The 20,874-nt window shown below is 44.2% G+C and carries 18 protein-coding genes; all 18 read right to left on the bottom strand.

What is annotated here, in order from left to right:
- Nucleotides 1-210: 210 nt before the first annotated feature.
- Nucleotides 211-1,155, bottom strand: coding sequence for an alpha/beta hydrolase (locus tag ACI882_RS17460; RefSeq protein WP_411746444.1), 945 nt, complete (start codon nucleotides 1,153-1,155; stop codon nucleotides 211-213).
- Nucleotides 1,131-5,045: an ATP-dependent RNA helicase HrpA gene (hrpA, locus tag ACI882_RS17465; RefSeq protein WP_411746445.1), complete on the bottom strand. Its 3,915-nt coding sequence runs from the start codon at nucleotides 5,043-5,045 to the stop codon at nucleotides 1,131-1,133. Before hrpA ends, ACI882_RS17460 begins: the two co-directional genes overlap by 25 nt.
- A 103-nt stretch (nucleotides 5,046-5,148) precedes the next feature.
- A complete protein-coding gene (locus ACI882_RS17470) occupies nucleotides 5,149-6,810 on the bottom strand; it encodes an AMP-binding protein (RefSeq protein ID WP_411744934.1) in 1,662 nt (553 codons plus the stop codon).
- A 154-nt stretch (nucleotides 6,811-6,964) separates the two neighbouring features.
- Nucleotides 6,965-7,771: a class II glutamine amidotransferase gene (locus tag ACI882_RS17475; RefSeq protein WP_411744935.1), complete on the bottom strand. Its 807-nt coding sequence runs from the start codon at nucleotides 7,769-7,771 to the stop codon at nucleotides 6,965-6,967.
- A gap of 75 nt (nucleotides 7,772-7,846) precedes the next feature.
- Nucleotides 7,847-9,994: a vWA domain-containing protein gene (locus ACI882_RS17480; RefSeq protein WP_411744936.1), complete on the bottom strand. Its 2,148-nt coding sequence runs from the start codon at nucleotides 9,992-9,994 to the stop codon at nucleotides 7,847-7,849.
- Between the two features lie 261 nt (nucleotides 9,995-10,255).
- A complete protein-coding gene (locus ACI882_RS17485; protein WP_411744937.1) occupies nucleotides 10,256-10,612 on the bottom strand; it encodes a YacL family protein in 357 nt (118 codons plus the stop codon).
- Between the two features lie 9 nt (nucleotides 10,613-10,621).
- Nucleotides 10,622-11,101 (bottom strand): FKBP-type peptidyl-prolyl cis-trans isomerase, encoded by a 480-nt coding sequence (locus ACI882_RS17490; protein WP_411744938.1) that lies wholly within the window; start codon nucleotides 11,099-11,101, stop codon nucleotides 10,622-10,624.
- Between the two features lie 11 nt (nucleotides 11,102-11,112).
- Nucleotides 11,113-12,210, bottom strand: coding sequence for a chorismate synthase (gene aroC / locus ACI882_RS17495; RefSeq protein WP_411744939.1), 1,098 nt, complete (start codon nucleotides 12,208-12,210; stop codon nucleotides 11,113-11,115).
- Nucleotides 12,211-12,228: 18 nt separating this feature from the next.
- On the bottom strand, nucleotides 12,229-13,152 hold the full coding sequence (gene prmB / locus ACI882_RS17500; RefSeq protein WP_411744940.1) for a 50S ribosomal protein L3 N(5)-glutamine methyltransferase: 924 nt from the start codon (nucleotides 13,150-13,152) through the stop codon (nucleotides 12,229-12,231).
- Nucleotides 13,153-13,226: 74 nt separating this feature from the next.
- Nucleotides 13,227-14,045, bottom strand: a complete 819-nt coding sequence (locus tag ACI882_RS17505; RefSeq protein ID WP_411744941.1) for an alpha/beta fold hydrolase — start codon at nucleotides 14,043-14,045, stop codon at nucleotides 13,227-13,229.
- A complete protein-coding gene (locus ACI882_RS17510; RefSeq protein ID WP_411744942.1) occupies nucleotides 14,042-14,836 on the bottom strand; it encodes an alpha/beta fold hydrolase in 795 nt (264 codons plus the stop codon). Before ACI882_RS17510 ends, ACI882_RS17505 begins: the two co-directional genes overlap by 4 nt.
- 202 nt (nucleotides 14,837-15,038) lie before the next feature.
- Nucleotides 15,039-15,545, bottom strand: a complete 507-nt coding sequence (locus ACI882_RS17515; RefSeq protein WP_411744943.1) for a GNAT family N-acetyltransferase — start codon at nucleotides 15,543-15,545, stop codon at nucleotides 15,039-15,041.
- A gap of 69 nt (nucleotides 15,546-15,614) precedes the next feature.
- Nucleotides 15,615-16,091, bottom strand: a complete 477-nt coding sequence (locus tag ACI882_RS17520) for a GNAT family N-acetyltransferase (protein WP_411744944.1) — start codon at nucleotides 16,089-16,091, stop codon at nucleotides 15,615-15,617.
- Between the two features lie 91 nt (nucleotides 16,092-16,182).
- Nucleotides 16,183-16,680: a DUF1993 family protein gene (locus ACI882_RS17525; protein WP_411746446.1), complete on the bottom strand. Its 498-nt coding sequence runs from the start codon at nucleotides 16,678-16,680 to the stop codon at nucleotides 16,183-16,185.
- Between the two features lie 271 nt (nucleotides 16,681-16,951).
- Nucleotides 16,952-17,341 (bottom strand): hypothetical protein, encoded by a 390-nt coding sequence (locus tag ACI882_RS17530; RefSeq protein WP_411746447.1) that lies wholly within the window; start codon nucleotides 17,339-17,341, stop codon nucleotides 16,952-16,954.
- A gap of 246 nt (nucleotides 17,342-17,587) precedes the next feature.
- Nucleotides 17,588-19,159 carry a transposase gene (locus ACI882_RS17535; RefSeq protein WP_411746448.1) on the bottom strand — a complete coding sequence of 524 codons (1,572 nt, stop codon included), beginning with the start codon at nucleotides 19,157-19,159 and terminating at the stop codon, nucleotides 17,588-17,590.
- A 193-nt stretch (nucleotides 19,160-19,352) separates the two neighbouring features.
- The gene (locus ACI882_RS17540; protein WP_411746449.1) at nucleotides 19,353-19,694 is read right to left on the bottom strand and encodes an antibiotic biosynthesis monooxygenase family protein; all 342 of its coding nucleotides are present in this window, start codon (nucleotides 19,692-19,694) and stop codon (nucleotides 19,353-19,355) included.
- A gap of 289 nt (nucleotides 19,695-19,983) precedes the next feature.
- Nucleotides 19,984-20,874: IS110 family transposase (locus ACI882_RS17545; RefSeq protein WP_411748577.1), on the bottom strand; the 891-nt coding region annotated here is incomplete at its 5' end.

Consider the following 20,874-nt stretch of genomic DNA (forward strand, 5'->3'; position numbering starts at 1 on the left):
ATTTTTACCATGGTTATTTAGCTTATTACCAAGGTAAAAATAACATCTACAAAGAGGCTATTTCAAAGCTTTAAATTCAGAGCATGGAAGATTGAGAGCTAATTTTGCCATTGAGGGTATAAAGATGGATGCAACGATAGGTAAATGCTGAGCAGAATAGACTGATAAGCCGCTAAGATTAGCGGCTCTGATGTGAAAAGCGAATAAAGACTAAACAGGTTGCCCTTGCTGCCGTATGCGCTCATTGAGCCAATCGAGTATCACCGGGAAGTGATCAACCCAGGCATCATCGTGTTGTAGCATGGTGAGGCTGTTGTAGTTGCGTAAATTACCATCGCCTTTGGCTAAAATAAGCATTCGGCCATTGTGGGTGCCTAGTTCACGCATAAATTCACGAACATCGGCAGTATTTGACCAATACCCTTGGCTTCGAGAGGCTAAATACAAGCTAGGTGGTAGCGTGAGTTCGCGTAATTTGGCGGCATAATTGAATTGATCCTCTTCATCAATCCAATCACCCTCAGACCAATTTAAAAACGTACGATACCAGCTAAGGGCTTCGGTTTGCATACCATGAGGAGTCCAATTCAAGGGGACATCACCCCGAACAGACCCCAGTAGGCTCATTAATTGAGTCCAAACCAGCTTTGAGCTGATGCGATGACTGGCACCTGAAATTCTCGTACTGCGACGCGCATTAAAGTGCACAAAGCCTTCGGTTAAGTCGCGTACTGATTTATGTTTGGCAAATGCTGATAACAACATCACTGAGCCAAAGCCTTGCCCAATAACATACAGAGGTCGGCCATTAAGAGACTTCTCAATATGCGCAAAAATTCTCTGAATATCTTCTTCGATGATATCGTGGACACTGTGCTCTAGATGGCGACTAATGTGAGGCCAGCTTTGCCCGTGCCCGATGAGGTCAGGGACATAGCAAGTAAACCCGAGCTCTGATAAGTAATTTGCTAATCCATGGCCTTCGCCAATATATACATCACCCGAGTTACCTAAGCCATGTAGCATTAGCACCACCGCTCGCGATGAATCTTGCTGCTCTATGCGGCGCAGAAACAGCTGCCCGCCATGCACTGTTGCTATTTTTAGACGTTCTTCTCGAATCGTCGGTGTCATTGAGCAATCACCTTTTGCCATTGTTTATCCATACGTTTTGCTGAAATAGGAAAACGTGTGCCCAGCTTTTGGGCAAATAAGGATACTCGGTATTCTTCGAGCATCCAGCGATATTCGATCAATTCTGGTAAATATTGCTGCATTTGCAGACTGGTTTTGTTTTTACTGCTGAAACGTTGCCAGAATTCGTTTAATTCGTCCACTATCATATTTTCAGAAGCGGGCACTCCAGAAGAGCGATTAAGCCTCACTTGCGCGCCTTGCAAGTATCGCAATAACTGACTAAATACGCTGCGCTCTGTTTGACTGATGTAACCAGGGTATATTAAATGGTCGAGCTGGCTTTTAACGTCAGTAAACATAAAGGCGGTTGTAAATGACATTTTACCTTTCAGTTGTTTTCTAACTTTATGATGCTCTAATAATTGTTCATGTACTTGCAAGGCTAATTGTTCACCTTGCTCAATGATCTGTGATCGCCCTGCTTCGATCCATGTCAAAAAATCTGCCTTACTACGTGGCAATGATGAATCATCAGCTAGAGTTGCCTGAACAGCCCCCATCAACATATCTTGCTTAAGTGCATCCGCTTTTCCAAAAGGCGCAAACAACAGAGCCGACTCTTTAAATTTTGGAAACTTCTTCGCTAAATAGGCTAGCTGCTCTTTGTATGCAAAAAATGCTAACCGCCATAACCCTAGCTGATGTTGATGTGTTGACCAAGTCGCACTGGTAAAACGTTCACGACTCACCGAATTCAACTTATCGACCAGCGCTGGGTACATCTGAATTTTAATACCCGCTTGAATATGGTGTTCAAACTCTGGTAAATCATCAAACACCCATTCTGTATCGTTGATGATTTTTTCGGCTGCTTTTTTGGGCTGCGCAGTTTGGTTTTGTGCGGCGTCGTTTGCCGGTTTAATTAGCTCGTCAACGTCTCTGCCGGCTGCGACAACCTTGCCATTATCATCAACCACTTCATAGCGAAAACGTAAGTGCTCAGTTAAGGTTTCTTCCGGCCACTGATCTTCAGGAACACGCACACCCGTCATTCGGAATAGGCGTTCTGCCACAACTTTATGAATGGGCGCATCGGATGGCTCAATAGACTGCATTAATGCTTCGACATAATTTGGCACCGGAACAAAGTTACGTCGATACGACTTCGGTAAGCCTTTCAACAATGCAGTGATTTTTTCCCGCAATAAGCCGGGGACTAACCAACTCAATTGGGGCTTTGATAACTGCGCTAATGCGGCTGCGGGCACTTTAAGCGTTACGCCATCATGTTCGTGGCCAGGCTCGAAACGATAATCGAGTGGTAACACCATACCATTCATACTTAATGAATCTGGGAACTCTTGATCACTGACGTTTGATGCTTTATCAGAAATTAGTAACGTTGGATCAAAGTTTAATGAATCTTTTGGTTCTTTCTTCAGCCAAGCATGAAAACCGGCATTGTTGACAATATCGTCAGGTATTTTCTCATCGTAAAACTGAAACAAGGTTTCTTCATCAACCAGTATATCTTTTCGTCGTGCTTTATCTTCTAGGTCTAACACGTCGTTAAGTAAGCGTTGATTGTGTTTAAAAAACGCAGCCTTAGTAACTAGCTCGCCCTCAACTAACGCACTTCTGATAAATATTTCGCGCGATAATACTGGGTCTATTCGACCGTAATGAACAGAACGTGAAGCGACAATCGGCAAGCCATAAAGTAATACAGTTTCTTTCGCGCTTACTTGACCCTGCTTCTTCTCATAATGCGGTTCAGAATAATTTCGTTTAACCAAATGCGAGGCTAAAGGTTCAACCCAGCGTGGTTCTATTTTTGCCACCGTACGAGCAAATACTTGCGTGGTTTCTACCAGTTCAGCCGCGACAAACCACTTTGGTCCACGCCGACGATGCACCGATGAGGGGTGTATTACACACTGTCTTCCGCGTGCCGCAGAATAGGTTTTTTCTTCTTTATAGGTGGCTATTTGGCTTAACAAACCGGTTAGCAAGCCCTTATGAATATTTTCATAGCCTGCCGGATTTTGATTTACCTTAAAGCCTAATTCTTTGCACATTAAGAATAACTGGCGATGAATATCGCGCCATTCACGCATGCGTAAATAGTTTAGAAACTGCGTTTTACAATACTTTCTTAAATGGTTTTGCGATAGTTCTTGGCGCTGCTCTTCATAGCGATTCCACAAATTAACAAAGGCGATAAAATCTGAATCTGGGTCCTTATCTTGTGCGTGTTTTTCGGTTGCGGCCTGTTGCTTGTCTTGCGGGCGCTCACGTGGGTCTGGCACTGAAAGCGCACTGGCAATAATCAATACTTCGTTTAACGAGTTATGCTTGTTGGCGGCAATCACCATACGACCAATACGCGGGTCTACCGGTAAACGCGCGAGTTCTTTACCGACGTTCGTCAAGGTGCCATTGGTATTTACTGCGGCTAATTCATTTAGTAATGTATAGCCGTCTCGAATCATGCGTGCATCTGGCGGCTCTACAAATGGGAAGTCTTCTACTTGGCCTAAACGCATGTGCAACATTTGCAAGATGACCGACGCTAAGTTGGTACGCATAATTTCAGGGTCGGTAAAGGCTGAACGTGTTTGGTAATCTTCTTCACTGTATAAACGCACGCACAAACCAGGCGCAATACGACCACAACGCCCTGCGCGCTGGTTCGCCGAAGCTTGCGAAATACCTTCGATGGGTAAGCGCTGTATTTTGGATCGGTAACTGTAACGGCTCATTCTCGCCAAACCAGAATCGATCACGTAATGAATGCCCGGTACCGTTAATGATGTTTCGGCTACGTTGGTCGAAAGCACAATACGACGGCCACTGTGGTTTGAAAAAATCCGCATTTGCTCACTGGCGCTAAGTCGAGCGTAAAGCGGCAATAATTCTGTGTTAAAAAGATTCGCTTTTTTAAGCGTGTTAAACGCTTCTCGAATTTCTCGCTCACCCGGTAGAAACACTAAGATGTCACCACCGCGCGATGCAGTCTCGCCACTTTTTTCAAGTTGCTCTATTTCTTCAACCGCTTCTAAAATAGCACTGGGTAAATCTGCGGAGTAGTCGTCTTCTTCGGTGCTCATTGGGCGGTACAAAACATCAACCGGGTACGAACGACCACTTACTTCAATGACTGGCGCATCATCAAAGTGCTTAGAGAAACGCGTAACATCAATTGTGGCTGAGGTGATGATCACCTTCATGTCTTTACGCTTAACCAATAGACGTTTGATATAGCCTAAGAGAAAGTCAATATTGAGACTGCGCTCATGGGCTTCATCAATTATCAGAGTATCGTATTTACTTAAATAGGGGTCGAACTGTATTTCGTTTAATAGAATACCGTCGGTCATCAGCTTTATGGCGGTTTGGTCGTTTGATTCATCGGTAAAACGAACTTGGTAGCCCACCAGCTCTCCGAGCTTTACATTAAGCTCTTCAGCAATACGGCTAGCGACTGAACGTGCGGCTAATCGACGCGGCTGGGTATGACCAATCAACCCTGCTATACCTCGCCCTTCAAGCATACAGAGTTTCGGTATTTGTGTTGTTTTACCTGAGCCGGTTTCGCCGGCTATCACCACCACTTGGTTATCTCGAATCGCACTGCGTATTTTGTCGGCGTGCTCAGTGACCGGTAAGTCATCGGCGAGCTTAATTTCAGGTAAGCGCTCTAAACGCTGTTTATAGGCCTCACTGGACACTCTAAATTGTTGATCTAAGCGCTGTAAAGCTTGGTCAGTTGGCTTATGCTGCTTTTGCATGGTTTGTATTTTTCGACACTTGGCCAACAGCCCATGACGGTCTTTTGCCATACAGGTCGATAAAGAAGCTCGAACGTGCTCAATGGAATACAGCTTATGTGTTTCTAACTCTGACATGTTGACCCGATGAATAAAACAATCAGTCAATTATAGGGGATGCGAAGGTAGGATGGAACGCCACTGACACGATGAACACATCAGCGGCGTTTTTGTCTATGGATTAACTGCTTGGGCGCAACTCACGACGTAGTACTTTACCGACGTTGGTTTTAGGCAGCTCTTCTCTAAATTCGAACAATTTAGGAACTTTATAACCGGTTAAGTTTTCGCGGCAATGGGCAATTAAAGACTCTTCTGTCACGTTATTGCGAGCAACTACGAATACCTTAATAGCTTCACCTGATTTTTCGCTAGGTACACCAATGGCAGCGCATTCAACAACATCTGGGTGGCTTGCTAACACATCTTCGATTTCGTTCGGATAAACGTTAAAGCCTGATACAACGATCATATCTTTCTTTCGGTCAACAATGCGCATATAACCGTCTTCTTGCAGTACGGCAATATCACCGGTTAACAAGAAGCCATCTTTGTCGATTGTTTTCTCAGTATCTGCAGGACGATTCCAGTAGCCTTTCATCACCTGAGGGCCACGGACACATAATTCACCGCGCTCACCAACAGGCTGCGCAGTGCCGTCATCGCCAACAATCTTAATTTCAGTGCTTGGCGCTGGAATACCGATGCTACCTATTTGCTGGAAACCAGGTGGGTTAAAGCTGATCACCGGTGAAGACTCTGTCATGCCATAGCCTTCGAAAATTGGACAACCTGTCGTTTGTTCCCATAAATCTGCAGCCGCATGTGTTAACGCCATGCCACCAGAAATAGTGAATTTCAACGAGCTTAAATCTAACTTTTTAAAGTCTTCACTATTACATAGTGCAACAAATAGGGTATTCAAACCCACAAACCCAGTGAACTTATTGGCAGCTAACTCTTTAACAAATGCCGGAATGTCACGTGGGTTCGGAATTAAGATACTGTGATTACCAGTATACATTAAGACCATGCCATGTACGGTAAAGGCATAGATGTGATAGAGCGGCAATGGCGTAATAAAGGTTTCTTGGCCATCGACCAAACTAATTTGAAAGAACTCATAAGATTGCAGCATGTTGGCAATTAAGTTGCGGTTAGTCAGCATGGCGCCTTTTGCGACACCGGTAGTACCACCGGTGTATTGCAAAATAATCGGGTCTTCATGACCAATTTTCACTGGACGGTATGAAAATTTACGACCTTCGCTGAGTGCATCTCGGAAAGAAACAGTTTTACTTGCGTCATAAGCAGGCACCATTTTCTTAACACGCTTAACAACTGTATTGACAATAGCGCGCTTAATTGGCGGGTGCAGATCGGCAATCTCAGTCACAATGACAGTTTCGATGGGGGTTTTTGACTGCAATCGCTGAACTTGTGCTGCCATTGCTGCGTAAACAACAATCGCTTTAGCGCCAGAGTCATTCATTTGATGCTCTAATTCACGATCGGTATACAGTGGGTTGGTGTTAACAACCACAAGGCCTGCGCGCATCGCACCCCAAATTGCAACTGGGAATTGCAGTATGTTTGGTAATTGCAGCGCTATTCGATCACCAGGCTCTAAGTTAGTGCTATTTTGCAAATAGGCAGCAAACTGACCTGATAGTACATCTAATTCGCTATAAGTGATGGTTTTGCCCATGCAGGTAAAAGCAGGCTTATCGCCCCATGATTTAACTTTTTCATTAAATAAATCAACAACGGTGTCGTACGACTCTGGGTTTATTTCTGCTTTCATGTTCCCAGGGTAATTATTGTGACGATAAATCTCGCTCATGGTGTCTCCAATTAGTCTTTTTTATTATTTGGTTTTTAAAGTTGGGTGAAATTGTGCTCTGTTGTCGTTTAATGTTCAATAGTCTGTGATGTATATTCACAATTGAAGTGAATAACAACGGAAACAACGGCTCATTTAGGCTGTAATCTGATCGTTAATTGTTCGATTTCTTATGCTCTATCGAATTTGTCTGACCACTCCACACACTTTCACCTTCCTTGAAGACTCGAAACTCACCGGGAAGCATCTGATTCCAGGTTTCATTATTGGTCAAGGGCGCGGTTGCTATGACGGTCACAATATCGTTTTCGGTGGTAACCGACGAAAAATCTACCTTAACATCGTCATCGCATAAATGCGCCTCACCAAAAGGTGAACGACGCGTTATCCAGTTTAGCTTAGTAGAGCAAAACACGTACAGGTATTCACCATCAGATAACAGAACATTACTCACCCCCGCTTGGTTAATTTTGCCACACATCGCCATTAACAAACCCGCAATTTGCTCAACAGAGCTGTTTACGCCGGCTTGTTCACGCAATGCACTTAACAGCCAGCAAAAGAGCTTTTCACTGTCGGTTTGGCCTATGGGTTGAAAGGCTGAAGGGGCGGGAATAGCATTTATGGGCATTTGGCCATTATGCGCGTAGGTCCATGGTTTGCCCCACAGTTCGCGCTGAAATGGATGCGTATTTTGCAAGCTAACTTGACCGACATTCGCTTGCCGAATGTGGCTAATGACCACTTTACTCTTTATTGGATAGCTGGTTAAAAACTGGGCGATTTTTGATTCTGCCGATGGTAAATAGTCTTTAAACTCTCGAACACCGCCGTGCTCATAGAAGCAAATACCAAATCCGTCTGAATGAGGACCGGTTTCTCCGCCACGACGGATTAAGCCTGTAAAACTGAAGACGATGTCGGTGGGCACATTTGCACTCATCGCCAATAACTCACACATAAACTGCCTTAAACTCAGAAAAGCCGGCTGAGTAAATTACCCTTTTTCGCGGTTTTAATCTATGTCCATCTGAGTTTATGGCTTATCTTCGTCTTCCTCTGCAAAAGGGTCGTCACCATCTAGCGACAGATCTAAATCAGCTAGATCATCGTCTATCGAACTGATATCAAACAAATCGTCATCTTCACCCTCTTCGAGCGACTCTAATTCATCTGGGACTTGTTGTTCGGCAGCATCATCGAGCATGTCTTCCATGTTGGCCTTAGGCGCTTCTGTTGCTTCTGGGGTTGGTAAATCTTCATCGTCTTCATCTTCAACAATGTCATTCATGACCGGTGCATCAATGAATTCATCGTTATCATCATCAGAAATGCTCAAATCTAGATCTGAGTCATTGCCAGCGGAATCTAAATCAGCGAAATCATCATCGCCCAATAACAGTTCATCTTCTGAGGCAGAAGTACGCGCTTTGGACTCTAATCGACGATAAAACAAATAGGCAATCACCAGTATCAATAAGCCCGGTATAGACAGCAGTGCATACAAAAGCATATTTGATTCGCCCTCTTCTTCCATGGCTTCGTCTTCCCATTGTGCATCTGGACTGAGTTCAACAACCGGAACTTCTTCGATAATTGGCTCTACCGGCTCAACAGGAACTTCTTCCTGTACCGCTGCGGCTTGCTGCTCAGCCCACTCTGGCGTCATTAAAAACTCACCCGATGCCATTGGCGGAATCATTAATTGGATGCTTTGTGTTGGCAACATAACTTCACCGTCGCTGGTCAATAACTTGCCTTCAAGCGTGGCGGTGTATTCGCCTATTTGCGCATCAAATGGCAGCTGCCAAACGTAGTAACCGCCTTCGGCTTCAACGAATTGACCAGAAATATTATTTTGCTCACTTTGAGCTTCAACCATGGCTTGAACGGATTCAACTCGATTTAAACGTTGATTCGGATACAAGCGCCACTCGTAATGGGTTTTGGTTAGTAACACTTCCGATGTAAAAGGGGCCACGTATCGTAGCTGGCGATACATCATGCGGCTAAAAGTGCCGCCATCTAAGATCAATTCAATTTCTACAGGGCGATGATTTTGCATAGGCTGTATTTGAGCGCGAATCACGCCATTTTGAATGTTTGCGCTTACTGGCAACTGATTCACTTTAAGATCAACCTCCATTAATCGACTCACATCGTCATCAATACGTTGCCCTTCAGGACCCACAATCTCCGCTTCTAAAACGACGGTACTGCCTTGCGCAACCGAAGATTGGCTAGGTTTAAGCCATTCAATGCTAATGTCGGATAACACTCGTATCTCTGAGTCATCGGCAATAGAACCTTTAACTTGCCAACGGCCTGACATGGGCGATTCCATGGACACCTGCGTATATCCGGGTCCAACACGCCAACGTTGATCTGCAGGTGCAACGGCGGAAGTTTCTACCCCTGAAGGTGACACTAAGCTCACTGCGCCCGTATTATGACGCATGAGCACGGTTACCTCACGAATACCTGAATCAACACTAAAACCTTTGTTGACCATCGGTATTTGATTCGTCGGGGCTGCTTCGGCCATTACACTGAATAAAGAGTTGGCTAAGTTTTGAGTGGTATTCAACGAATGGTGCTGCCCACCGGATTGATCAGACAACTGCTTCAATAACGAACTATCAGCGTTCTCAGAAATACCAATGGTGTGAATAACCGCATTTGCGGCAATGAAATTAGGCACAACCCAGTCAATTAACCTCGTACGCTCAACGCCATTCACCTCTTGGTTAGGCGCTATATCAACACGACCATCGGTAATTAAAATAAAATGCACAGGCCCGGTATAAGTCGAATAGCCAAAGTCGTAAGAAGATTTTTCTAACGCACCGCCAATGTTGGTGCGAACAGCCGGTGCATTTAGCGTACTCATCGCCGCCAAGGCATCACGTTTCCACTGCGCATTAACATCACGATGCGGAACCACCATATTTACGTACTGTCCAAAGGTCCAAATACCCGCTTTTTCACCGCTCGGTAACGCCTCAATTAGCTGACTAATCGCATCAATCCGGCGATTCTCAGGGTCACTCTGGGCCATACTCCGAGACACATCGAGCAAAATTCGAACATCGGCTTGCGCCTGCAAAGGCAGCAGCCAAGCCGCCAACAAGACAAAAAGCCCAATAAATTGGTGAGACCGTTTTAAATGATTTCGAAAAAACATGCACAACCCTTAACTGGTTCGCTTAAAAAATAGAATAGCACTACTCACCTGTAGCGGCGAGGAAGAGAGAAACTGAAGGGGAATTGAGAGAAGCTGCAAGTTTTGAGCTGCAAGCTGCGAGTGAAAAGCAAAAAATTCAGGCTATGCCTGGAACTGATTGAATTTGTAGGAGCGCTCGGAGCTTGCGTAGACGCGATTATTTTAACCTTTGCTGGCAGCTGATAGCTTGAAGCTTACAGCTCTAGGTTGCCTAAGGGCAACCTAGTCTCGATGAAACTCTAACCACTCTTCGACGGCTTGCTTAAAATCTGGCAGGCCGCAGCTGGCGGTGGAATCGTCTTCTGATAGGCTGGTATCTTCGGGTAGCTCTTCGTCGCTGTCATAGGACGCGGTGACTTCTACGTCTTCTTGGCTGAGCGATAGCGTGAGTTCACGGCCGAATATCGTTTTTTGGGCGAGCTGGGTGTTTTCTATTGATTCGATCACACTCAGTAACTCTTGAATTTTGGCGATGCTGTCGCCTAACTCATCGGTTATCCAACGGCCAATGGCTTCGTGACCCATCGAAAATTCTGCGACGGGTTTGTTTTGCTCATTATAATGGTATTCGTAATCCATAGTGTGCGCCTAGTGGTGGTGACCACCTTTACCGTGTACATGCCCATGAGCCACTTCTTCAGGACTGGCGGCTCGAACATCGAGGACTTCTATTGAGAAGTCGAGTGTTTTGCCCGCCAATGGATGGTTTAGATCACAATCGGCGTTGAACTTACCTACTTTAAGAATAGTAACCTGCTTACGACCTTGATTGGTTTCAATAATCGCAGTCATACCCGGCTTCCATTTTTTTGCCCCTTGAAGATGTTTAATCGGAATACGCTGCTTAGCGTCTTCTTTTATTTCGCCATAAGCCTGCAATGGGCTAAGCGTTACATCGACTTTATCGCCTGCTTCTTTGCCGACTAGGGCATCTTCGACACCTTCTAACATGCCTTTATGGCCATGCAAGTAAACTAATGGATCGGTATCAAAACTGCTTTCAATTTGATTGCCCGCTTCACTTAAAGTGTAGTGCATTTCAACAACGGTATCTTTACTAATGTTCATGTCAATGTCCTTTAAGCTTGGCTTGGAATAGGAGGAATAGGCGGTACAACGTCAGCGTTTTGCGCTCGATGACGCATACAATGGTCAATTAACACTAACGCCAACATAGCTTCGGCAATGGGCACTGCGCGGATACCTACGCAAGGGTCGTGTCGACCTTTGGTCACCACTTCCATGGCCTCACCTTTGCGGTTAATGCTTTTACCCGGGGTGGTAATTGACGAGGTTGGCTTTAACGCCATGCTCACTAAAATATCTTGGCCAGTACTAATGCCGCCCACAATGCCACCGGCATGATTCGATAAAAATCCTTCTGGCGACATTTCATCACGGTGCTCTGTTCCCAGTTGATTCACCACCGCAAAGCCATCACCAATTTCAACGCCTTTCACGGCATTAATGCTCATCATGGCGTGGGCAATTTCGGCATCGAGCCGATCAAAAATGGGTTCACCCCACCCTGGCGGTAAACCAGTGGCCACTACGGACACTTTCGCGCCAATAGAATCTTCTTTTTTACGCAGCGCGGTCATGTACGCATCAAGCTCTTCAAGCTTGTCTGCATCGCCACAGAAAAATGGATTGGTTTCAACTAACGACCAATCTTTAAGCGCCATTTCAATAGGCCCAAGCTGACTTAGGTAACCTTTAATGTCGATACCAAACTGCTGCTTTAAGTACTTTTTAGCAATCGCACCTGCTGCTACACGCATGGCTGTTTCACGGGCAGAACTGCGCCCACCACCCCGATAATCACGGAAGCCAAACTTTTGATCGTAGGCATAATCGGCGTGTGCCGGACGGTAAGTATCGGCAATGTTTGAATAATCTTTGCTGCGCTGATCTGTGTTTTCAATCAATAAACCAATGGGCGTACCCGTGGTTTTACCTTCGAACACGCCCGAGAGTATCTTCACTTCATCGGCTTCACGGCGTTGCGTTGTGTGCTTGCTGGTACCGGGTTTACGGCGATCAAGATCACCTTGGATATCGGCTTCACTGATCTCTATACCTGGAGGGCAACCATCAACAATAGCGCCAAGGGCTTTACCGTGGCTTTCTCCAAAGGTGGTGACGGTAAATAACCGTCCAAAACTGTTACCTGACATAATTGTTAGCTCTATTCGTTAATTCTGTAGTTTTTGAAGTTCAACGGCGCTGACGATAAACACACCATGGCCACCGTGCTCAAACTCTGGCCATATCATTTCAAGTTGCGGGTATGCATCCATCATCGCGACGGCGCTGTTGCCGACTTCGCACACTAACCAACCACCGTCGGTTAAAAAGCTAGCGGCTTGGGCCATCATTTTATGGACTAAATCTAAGCCATCTTTACCAGCAGCTAAGCCCATGCGTGGCTCGTGATGAAACTCTTCAGGCATATCGTCAATATCATCTTGATCAACATACGGTGGGTTAGACACGATAAGATCGTACTTTTTCTCATCGAGTCCAGCAAACAAATCACCTTGATAGACCTGAATTTGCATACCTAGCTCTTTGTCGGAGATATTTTCTGTGGCAATGCTTAAGGCTTCATGGCTGAGGTCTGAGACATCAATCGCGGTGGTTGGAAACACCCGCGCCATGGCGACACCCAAACATCCTGAACCAGTACATAAATCGAGTATATTCGCTGGCTCATGCATTAACCAAGGTGCAAAACGTGCAGCTACTAGCTCTGCAATGGGTGAGCGAGGAATTAATACCTGTGGCGTTACCTTGAACGGCTCGCCCATAAACCAAGCTTCTTCCAACAAATAAGCCGTCGGTATTTTAGAGACACAGCGCGATTGAACGGCTTGATATAAGGCGTCAACTTCAACGCTGAGCACCGTCGCCGCTAAAGCAGCTTCGGGTACATCCCAATCGAGCTTCATGGTGCGTAACACTAAAAAGCGGGCTTCATCCCACGGCGTTAAAAAGCCATGACCGTAAAAACAGCCTTGATGCTCCATTTGGCTAGCGCAAAAGCGAACCCAGTCGCCTAAAGTTTTCAAGGCACCGGTTTGATCAATATGTGGAAACGAAATGGATGGGTTCTGCATAATACTCGATCATTTTTGAAAGTGAGTCGATTATAACGAGCATTGCCGCAGTTAAACAGCTTAAAAAATGAAAGCTATAATTTCATTTTCAACCACGCCGCGATTACCTCCGGCTCTTCCATATGCACATGGTGTGAACCTTTATGTTTTTCTATATCTAGTTGAGGCACTGCCTGCTCTCTTTGCTTAAAATCACCCGCATAACCTGGCCAATTTTGAGCACCCGTTAAGTAGACGTAAAGCGGGCATTTTACTTGGCTTAGCCAATACAATACTTCCGCTTCATTTAACCGCCATAAACTTTCTTGCCGCAATTGCCGGTCGTATCGGTGGTACCAGCCGGTATCAGTCATACCTACTGCACGCTTAGACATGGTTTGTGCGGCCTGCTCCGAAAGAGGAAACGGACCTTTTAGGCGAGACTTCCAAATGGCTTCGTATTTAGGATAAGTCTTGGTGGGTATAGGTTTGTGGCGTTGGGTGTATACACGTTGATAGCGCCTGAAGTTTTCTTCGGCGTCTGCCGACAATGGTCCTAACGCATCAATGCTAAATACAGCCTTTATTCGTTCATCGACCGCCGCTAATAATGTGGCCATTATACCGCCAAGGGAGTGACCGATTATAATCACCTCTTCCCAAGCTAATTCATCGATAATGTCGCCTAAGGCGATTAGGTTAGCGGGTAAAAAGGTGCCATTGTTGTAAGGTAAGGCAGCAGATAGACCATGCCCGGGCAAGTCAATTGCCCAAATTTCTAGCTCTGGACAATACTCACTAAGCGCCGCAAAAGACATCGCATTATCTAGCAGGCCATGAAAGGCCAGTACTTTGCGGCCTTGACCGAACTTAACGCCCTGCACTCGCCCATTTAACAATGAGAATGTGTTCATTCAATGCCCATTTCTAGCAGCAACTTGTGGATACTGTTGGCGGTATCTACTGGGTACTCCAATGGAAACATGTGTGTACCGTCTACCTTTTGGCCTCTCAGCCCTACTTTTTTGGTCATACGCTGGTATTGATTATCGGTCACGGTATTAGTGGAGTTACCCACAAGGACACCCGTCGGTACTTTAATTTGCTTACGGCTCGCGGCTAAGTTGTGCGGCACGGTTCGGTAAATCGCTAACTCAATATCGAGTTCATAACCCAACTCTAGCTCGCCGCTGGCCGTTTCACGCAATGCTGAGTCTATATAGTCTTCTAGGCATTGCGGATGAAAGTTGGCGAACATCTTGCGAGACTTAAAATAAGCAACGGCGCGCTCTCTATCTGGCCATTGAGTGCGGCGATGTTTAGTACGGCCTGCTGGGGTGATTCTATCCATTTGACCAATACGTTTGGCGGCACGCACCATGATAGATTCAAAACGGCTAAGTGAAGGAACATCAAGCATAACCACCGCTTTGAATAAGTCTGGCCGTTCAATCGAGGCCATTAAGTTTAAGGCTCCACCCAATGAATGCCCAACACCAATAATTGGCTCGCTGGCTTGCCGCTCAATACTGTCTATCAACTGTTTTTTAAGCTGTGGCCAGTTATCGGTGACGGGATAATCATCATGATGGCTGAATAAGGGTAACTGACAAAGCCGATAGTTTTTGCCTAACTCATCAAACATAGTTTGATAGCTGGCAGAAGGGATACCGTTAGCGTGTGCGAAGTGAATTAGTGATTTCATAAAAACGAATAGGTTTATAAAGGCGATTCACTACACTGTATCGAAAGCGGCTGCAACATTCAAACAGTTGTTTGAAAATGTCTGCTTTGGATAAACTGAACTTCCATATAAGGGGCATCACTGCTTTGCTTAGCGGCTAAATACAATATTTGTCAAGTGCTACCCATCGAACTGTAGGCGCCCGTTTGAGCAACAAGTGAAGTTACAATATTTTGAAAAAGTATAAGGTGCCTTCAAGTTCACCGGTAGAGCTGCGGGCAAACTGAGGAATTTGACCCGCCTCGGTGTAGCCTATTTTACGGTATAGAGATGAAGCAACATCACCTACACGCGTATCGAGTACAAGCAATGACAAACCGATCTCATCTGCCACTTTTTCCATAAGTGACATTAGCTTTTTACTAACGCCTTTTCCTCTAGCACCGGTATGAACCATGAGTTTTTCAACTTCACCCCGATGCGAACCATTAGGTTTGGAGCAAAGTGATAACTGAACTGCACCTATTATACTATCGCCGTCATAAGCCAGAAATAACTTTCTCAAACCCGAAACTAGACCTGACTCTACAGACGACCAATACGATTTTACTTCTTCTGCGTCGACAGGTTTTAAGAACCCGACAGAGGCTCCACTGTCAATACAATCGATTAACAGTAAATGTAATTCGTCAACTAACCCTGAGGTCGTGCTTACTTCTTTTATTTCCACGAAACTATCCTTGTATTATTGCGCGCTATGACTGTGTAGGGTAAGGCTTGTTTTTAATTACCGTCGATTTTAAGTAGAGCCTAGCTCCATTCTCATAATGTGTTGAGGACCTGCTTTACCGCCATCATAGAGTTCACCACTATCTTTAAAACCGCCACTCAAATAACACTTATAAGCGCCTGAGTTTTTACAGTTCACCGTCAAAGCAATTGATTTTCTTTCCGGGTATACTTCTTTTAAAAAGCTTTGAAGCGCTGCAACAGCAGCTTTACCATACCCCTTTCCTTGATTTTCAGAATTAACGAAGAATGCTCTTAAGCCTAGTTCATCTCGTATGGTAAATGGGTAGCGATCAGAATATTCTGTATCAATGTTAAGAAATCCTACTATCTGCTCGTTAAAAATTATGACGTGGTAATTCCAGCCACTTACCTTCTCGGATAAAAGCTCTTCGATAGTTCCAACAAATTTTACTTGTTCTGAGTTTACAGCCAGTTTTTTAACAGCACTGATATCAGCATTAGCTAATTCTCGTATTGTTATCACTAAATCATATTCCTTTAATTACAAACGCCACCATTAACCGCGCGAGTTAGAGCACGCTGGGCGACCGAAGGAAGCGAATTTAATAATTTTGTTAGGGCTTTGCCACAAGGTTGAAACCTATTGGGTAAGAATGAAGCCCATCAAAATCCCCCTTACTCACTGTTACACCATTACTTTTGGCTATAGCGTAAACCATACCCATATGAAAGAAGTAATTAGGAACTATGTATTGATAAATAAAATTTGACTGACACAACTTTATCTCAGAAAAACCCGCTTTATCAGTCAATACCTTGTTATCATCAAGTGAACTAATTTCTGGAAGCTTATTTAACAGTTTTTTTGTTTCTATTATTTGGCGAACGACTGCTGTTTTCCCCATCTCATCAGACATCAATGAAATAGCTTCTTCCTCTAGCAGCGGGCAATACCCCCTTAAAACAAAATTTGCTGCAATTTTTGCGTTCATTTCAAGAGAAAACATATTATCAGCTAAAGACTTTGAGAATAGCTCTGGAGGTACTTTTTCAATTATACTTTCTAACTGCAATAGGTAGCCCATGAATAATTGTTTTATAGTACAACTCATTCTCACCTCTAAAACCTAACGAGGCTGTAGTAAAACCTCGCTCATTTTAAACTCACTAATTGTGGCTAATTTTTGCACCCCAAATAGGTGATATATACAAAAATAGCTCGTTTTCTTTTCTGAAATTCATTTCAGAGCACTCTCCTCACAGATTGTGTTCTGAAACTTAAGCTATTCTACACCCTGAACACCCCATCAAGAGGCAAAAAAAAGCTTGCTATATTGTCTGAAGAACAAAGGACACCAAGCTGTTTTTGTCCTTTTGAATGGTTTAATAATTAACATTTTTCGCCCTAATTAAATATAATGCGAATAGTGAAATTAGAATTGAATCCAAGATTAATGTTACCGCAGTTTTTTCAATATACTGGACGCCAAAAATTAATATTATTGAAATAAATGCAATTTTACTGAGGCTTACAATAACTAATGATAAATTTCTATATGCAGGTCTAAATGCACCATAAATTAATAGCGCCCCCATTAAAAAAATTAGAAAGCCCCAACTCCTTACAACTACCTCTGCCAGTGGTTCGGTAAGAGTTTCACCAAACATACTTATTAAGACCGCTTGAGGAGCTAAAACTGCAAATATCATAGAACAAGTGAGGACGCCTGCAACAACCATGATCCATTTAATATTGGTAAAGATTATGTTCAAATTTACTCCAAACTATGTGTGTTGCCTAACGAGCCTGTAGATTAACCGTATTCAAACGAGCACAACCCACAAGCGTCTCAATTATTTTATTGCCTACCAATTTGCCAGATTATGATACTTTTTCAACTGGTCATTTAGTTTTTTTTGTCGTTGAAGTTAGATTTCTTGTCGAATGGCGGGAAAGCCCACTCTGATGTGGCTGTTTTGCTCGTTTAAGCTCGGTTTGATGCCGCCTTATGCGACTCGTTAAGCCGCTAATGCGCCATATTTGAACCATTTTTCTATATTATGGATGATGCAATAGAGCTTCCATTGACCATCTACTTTATCTTGGCCTCGTAAGCTAAAGCGATTGAGTCCTTTATTCGTGCCAATGTTACCGAACACTGGCTCGACCACTGACATTCTGTGACTGTATATTTGTTTGACTTCTTGGCTATCAACCCGCCCTTTCATCCATTCGGTAAAGGGTGATTGGGAGCTTTTAGCAATGATAAAGCTGACTTGCCTACCGGCACCCTTTCGATGATCGGCCGCACTGGGGTTTTGCATGCATTTCGATTTTATTGCGCAGTTTTTACATTGGCTTAGTCGGCCCTCAAAGTAGATTTTCTTTAGACCGGTGTCGGTTGTTCGTTCACCTCGATTGCTAATCTGATTGCCTTCGGGGCAAATACAGGTTTTGGTTTTTGGGTCAAAGATAAATTCAGTCGCAGGGATTAGATGCGCGCGTTTCTTTTTTGATAAATCTGCCTTTCGCTTTCCGTAAGTTATCTTTTGACCTTGGAGCTTAGGGTCACGGCCTCTGAACTTATTATCTGGAATGTAAGCATTTATATCGTGCGTATGTAACATCTTCATGTTGGCTTCGTTGGCGAAGCCAGTGTCTGCGGTGACAATCACTTGTTCTGCATAAATATCATCGGATATACCAAGTCGGCGATATCGCTGTAGAACGGTTTCCATAACTGGGGTTAGGGTATGGTGTTCCTGACCTGCACCGAACGCGGTGCCATCAATGATTATTTGGCGTTTCTTATCAACCGTTGCAACACCGTTGTAGCCTTGGATGGTGCCTTTGCTTGTGGTCATCTTGGCCGATTCATTATCGGTGATATTACTCTTAACTTCCTTTTTCTGTTTCCCCTGGCCCTGCCTTGGGCTGTTCGTCTTTAGGAACTGATCTATCTTTTCAAAGTTTTTTTCTAGTGTGCTTATGGTTTGCTCAGTGCGTTGTTTACGATGCTCACTGGCTTCTGTGTTTTGCTTATCGTGTTTCTTATGTTCTTTGAGATGATACTTTATTTGTCGCTTGAGTTTGGCTCGCTTTTTCTCTAGTTCGCTAAACTTACCGCTCCATTCTTTCGCGGCATCAGAACGCATTTTGCACCCATCTATCGCAAATAACTCATTGCCCAATAAGCCTTCTTCATGGCAGATCAACAATAATTGTTCAAATAGGTCAGTAATCTTTTTGGGGTATCGACTGACAAAAGCAGCAATGGTCGTAAAGTGAGGAACTGTGTCGCATGAAAGCGCCTTAAAGATTATGTTGGTCTCACAACACCACTGAATTTCGCGAGAAGAAGTTATGCCTTTTGAATACGCAAACAGGATTATAGATAACAGTATGGCAGGGTCATAAGCTGGGCAACCACCATCATCATTCGAGTACAAGTCGTCAAAAATAGTGAGATCGAGCTTGCTGTGAATTAGATAATGGATAGCGTGTTCAAAGGTTCCAGACTGTAATTGATCGCGATAATTAATCACGACTATGGAACTTTGATTGAAATCATTAGGAATGAATTTTGGCATAAAACAAACTCCGTTTGAGTTACGCCATTTTAAACCAAATAAAGGGGATTTGTAGGTTTTTCTACTGCCTGAACGCTTTTATAACCGGCAGGCAAAGTGATGATTGTTTTGTGCGATAATTTGCGAAGCAAATGCACAAAAGAAGCAGCGCTTTGACTGTCCAGCCACGTAGTGGCGTTGGTTGATAAACTTGTTATGCATTTCGTTGGCTAACAATGATGTATTGACCGGGAGAAACTTTAATTGGCTCAGGGAACCCCCTACCTAACACTTTAAGCCCATCTTCGTTAGAACCCTCGGCATTCTCAAAACCAACATTTACAATCTTTTCGAAATGTTCGTATGACTCCCAAACAACAGTATTGATGTATTTGACCGCGCCATCATCCTCTCTGTTTATCGATTTAAAGAATGTGGAACTAACAAATCCTTCCTGCTCACTAAAGTAGTCAACGTACTCGTTTCTTACACTCTCGGCAATACCCTCCATTCCGCTTGGCACTGTGATTGTATTAATTACGCTAACTTGCTCCATGTTAAAATTCCCTAATAGATGCATAACAGTTTATCTATGGACTCTCTCCGTTTTGCCACCCAATAATTGTAACGCCTTGTGACTGCATTTATCTATTCGGTTTCACTCTTAAGAGCGACCAAGATGGTATTTGCCTGCACTGCCCTCATTATTCCTACGACACTTCAATGCCAAAACTGTTATCAGGGTCTAGCGCAGTCAGTCTGGCTGACGTTCATCTTATCGTGCGCAAAATCGTTGGAGATCCTCTTTATATTAACTTCTTATTTTTTTCTAATCCTAACCGGTATCAAACAAATACCTTACCGGCCATAATCGCCCACGCCATCCTGGCTTGTTTCGCTGCCATCGCAACAGCAACTACATTGTCGGGTCGACGTTTTCTTAATTCATTAATCCAGTCACACTGTTTTCCTCGCCCTCGATTAGCCATCAGTAAGACCGATCTGGAACACTGAATGAGTAAGGTGCGTAAGTATTGGTCACCTGCTTTGGTAATACGCCCTAATTTGCTTTTACCGCCACTGGAATATTGCCTAGGCACTAAGCCTAGCCAGGCTGCAAACTGCCTTCCGTTTTTAAATGCGGCGGCATCTCCGGCCGTGGCGACAATGGCCGAAGCACTCAGTGGACCAATGCCATCTAACCCCAACAACGCCTTCGCTTGCTCGTCTTGTTTGACCCATTCTTCAATGCGTTTGTTGAAGTATGTTTCACGCTCCTCTTCACGCGCAATGGCCGCCAATAACTCATGCAACATTTCAACCACTAACGGCTCAAAGTCATTCTTTTCAAATATCGCCGCTAGGTTTTTGTGAATGGCCTTTGCGCCTTTCGGCAGCGATACACCAAACTCTAATAAATACCCATGTACTTGGTTAATCAATGATTTCCGATGCGACAAACATTGTTGTCGCAACCGATGCATCATTAATACCGATTGCTGCTGCTCTGTTTTTACTGCAACAAAACTCATTGATGGTCTAGTGACAGCCTCACAAATAGCTTCAGCATCGTTTAGATCATTCTTACCTTTACGACGATAAGGGATAACATATTTAGCATTCATCAGCCGCACATCATGACCAAGCTTCCGTAATTCTAGTGCCCAATATTGACTACCACCGCAAGACTCAATACCAATTAAACAAGGTGGTTTATTTGCAAAAAATGTCAGTAC

It is taken from the genome of Reinekea sp. (assembly GCF_046710285.1).
Lineage (GTDB): Bacteria > Pseudomonadota > Gammaproteobacteria > Pseudomonadales > Natronospirillaceae > Reinekea.

Excerpts from the sequence above, each read along its gene's own strand:
- ACI882_RS17460 (WP_411746444.1), bottom strand. The coding sequence starts at position 1,155 with ATGGCAAAAGGTGATTGCTCAATGACACCGACGATTCGAGAAGAACGT.
- hrpA (WP_411746445.1), bottom strand. The coding sequence starts at position 5,045 with ATGTCAGAGTTAGAAACACATAAGCTGTATTCCATTGAGCACGTTCGA.
- ACI882_RS17470 (WP_411744934.1), bottom strand. The coding sequence starts at position 6,810 with ATGAGCGAGATTTATCGTCACAATAATTACCCTGGGAACATGAAAGCA.
- ACI882_RS17475 (WP_411744935.1), bottom strand. The coding sequence starts at position 7,771 with ATGTGTGAGTTATTGGCGATGAGTGCAAATGTGCCCACCGACATCGTC.
- ACI882_RS17480 (WP_411744936.1), bottom strand. The coding sequence starts at position 9,994 with ATGTTTTTTCGAAATCATTTAAAACGGTCTCACCAATTTATTGGGCTT.
- ACI882_RS17485 (WP_411744937.1), bottom strand. The coding sequence starts at position 10,612 with ATGGATTACGAATACCATTATAATGAGCAAAACAAACCCGTCGCAGAA.
- ACI882_RS17490 (WP_411744938.1), bottom strand. The coding sequence starts at position 11,101 with ATGAACATTAGTAAAGATACCGTTGTTGAAATGCACTACACTTTAAGT.
- aroC (WP_411744939.1), bottom strand. The coding sequence starts at position 12,210 with ATGTCAGGTAACAGTTTTGGACGGTTATTTACCGTCACCACCTTTGGA.
- prmB (WP_411744940.1), bottom strand. The coding sequence starts at position 13,152 with ATGCAGAACCCATCCATTTCGTTTCCACATATTGATCAAACCGGTGCC.
- ACI882_RS17505 (WP_411744941.1), bottom strand. The coding sequence starts at position 14,045 with ATGAACACATTCTCATTGTTAAATGGGCGAGTGCAGGGCGTTAAGTTC.
- ACI882_RS17510 (WP_411744942.1), bottom strand. The coding sequence starts at position 14,836 with ATGAAATCACTAATTCACTTCGCACACGCTAACGGTATCCCTTCTGCC.
- ACI882_RS17525 (WP_411746446.1), bottom strand. The coding sequence starts at position 16,680 with ATGAGTTGTACTATAAAACAATTATTCATGGGCTACCTATTGCAGTTA.
- ACI882_RS17535 (WP_411746448.1), bottom strand. The coding sequence starts at position 19,159 with ATGCCAAAATTCATTCCTAATGATTTCAATCAAAGTTCCATAGTCGTG.
- ACI882_RS17540 (WP_411746449.1), bottom strand. The coding sequence starts at position 19,694 with ATGGAGCAAGTTAGCGTAATTAATACAATCACAGTGCCAAGCGGAATG.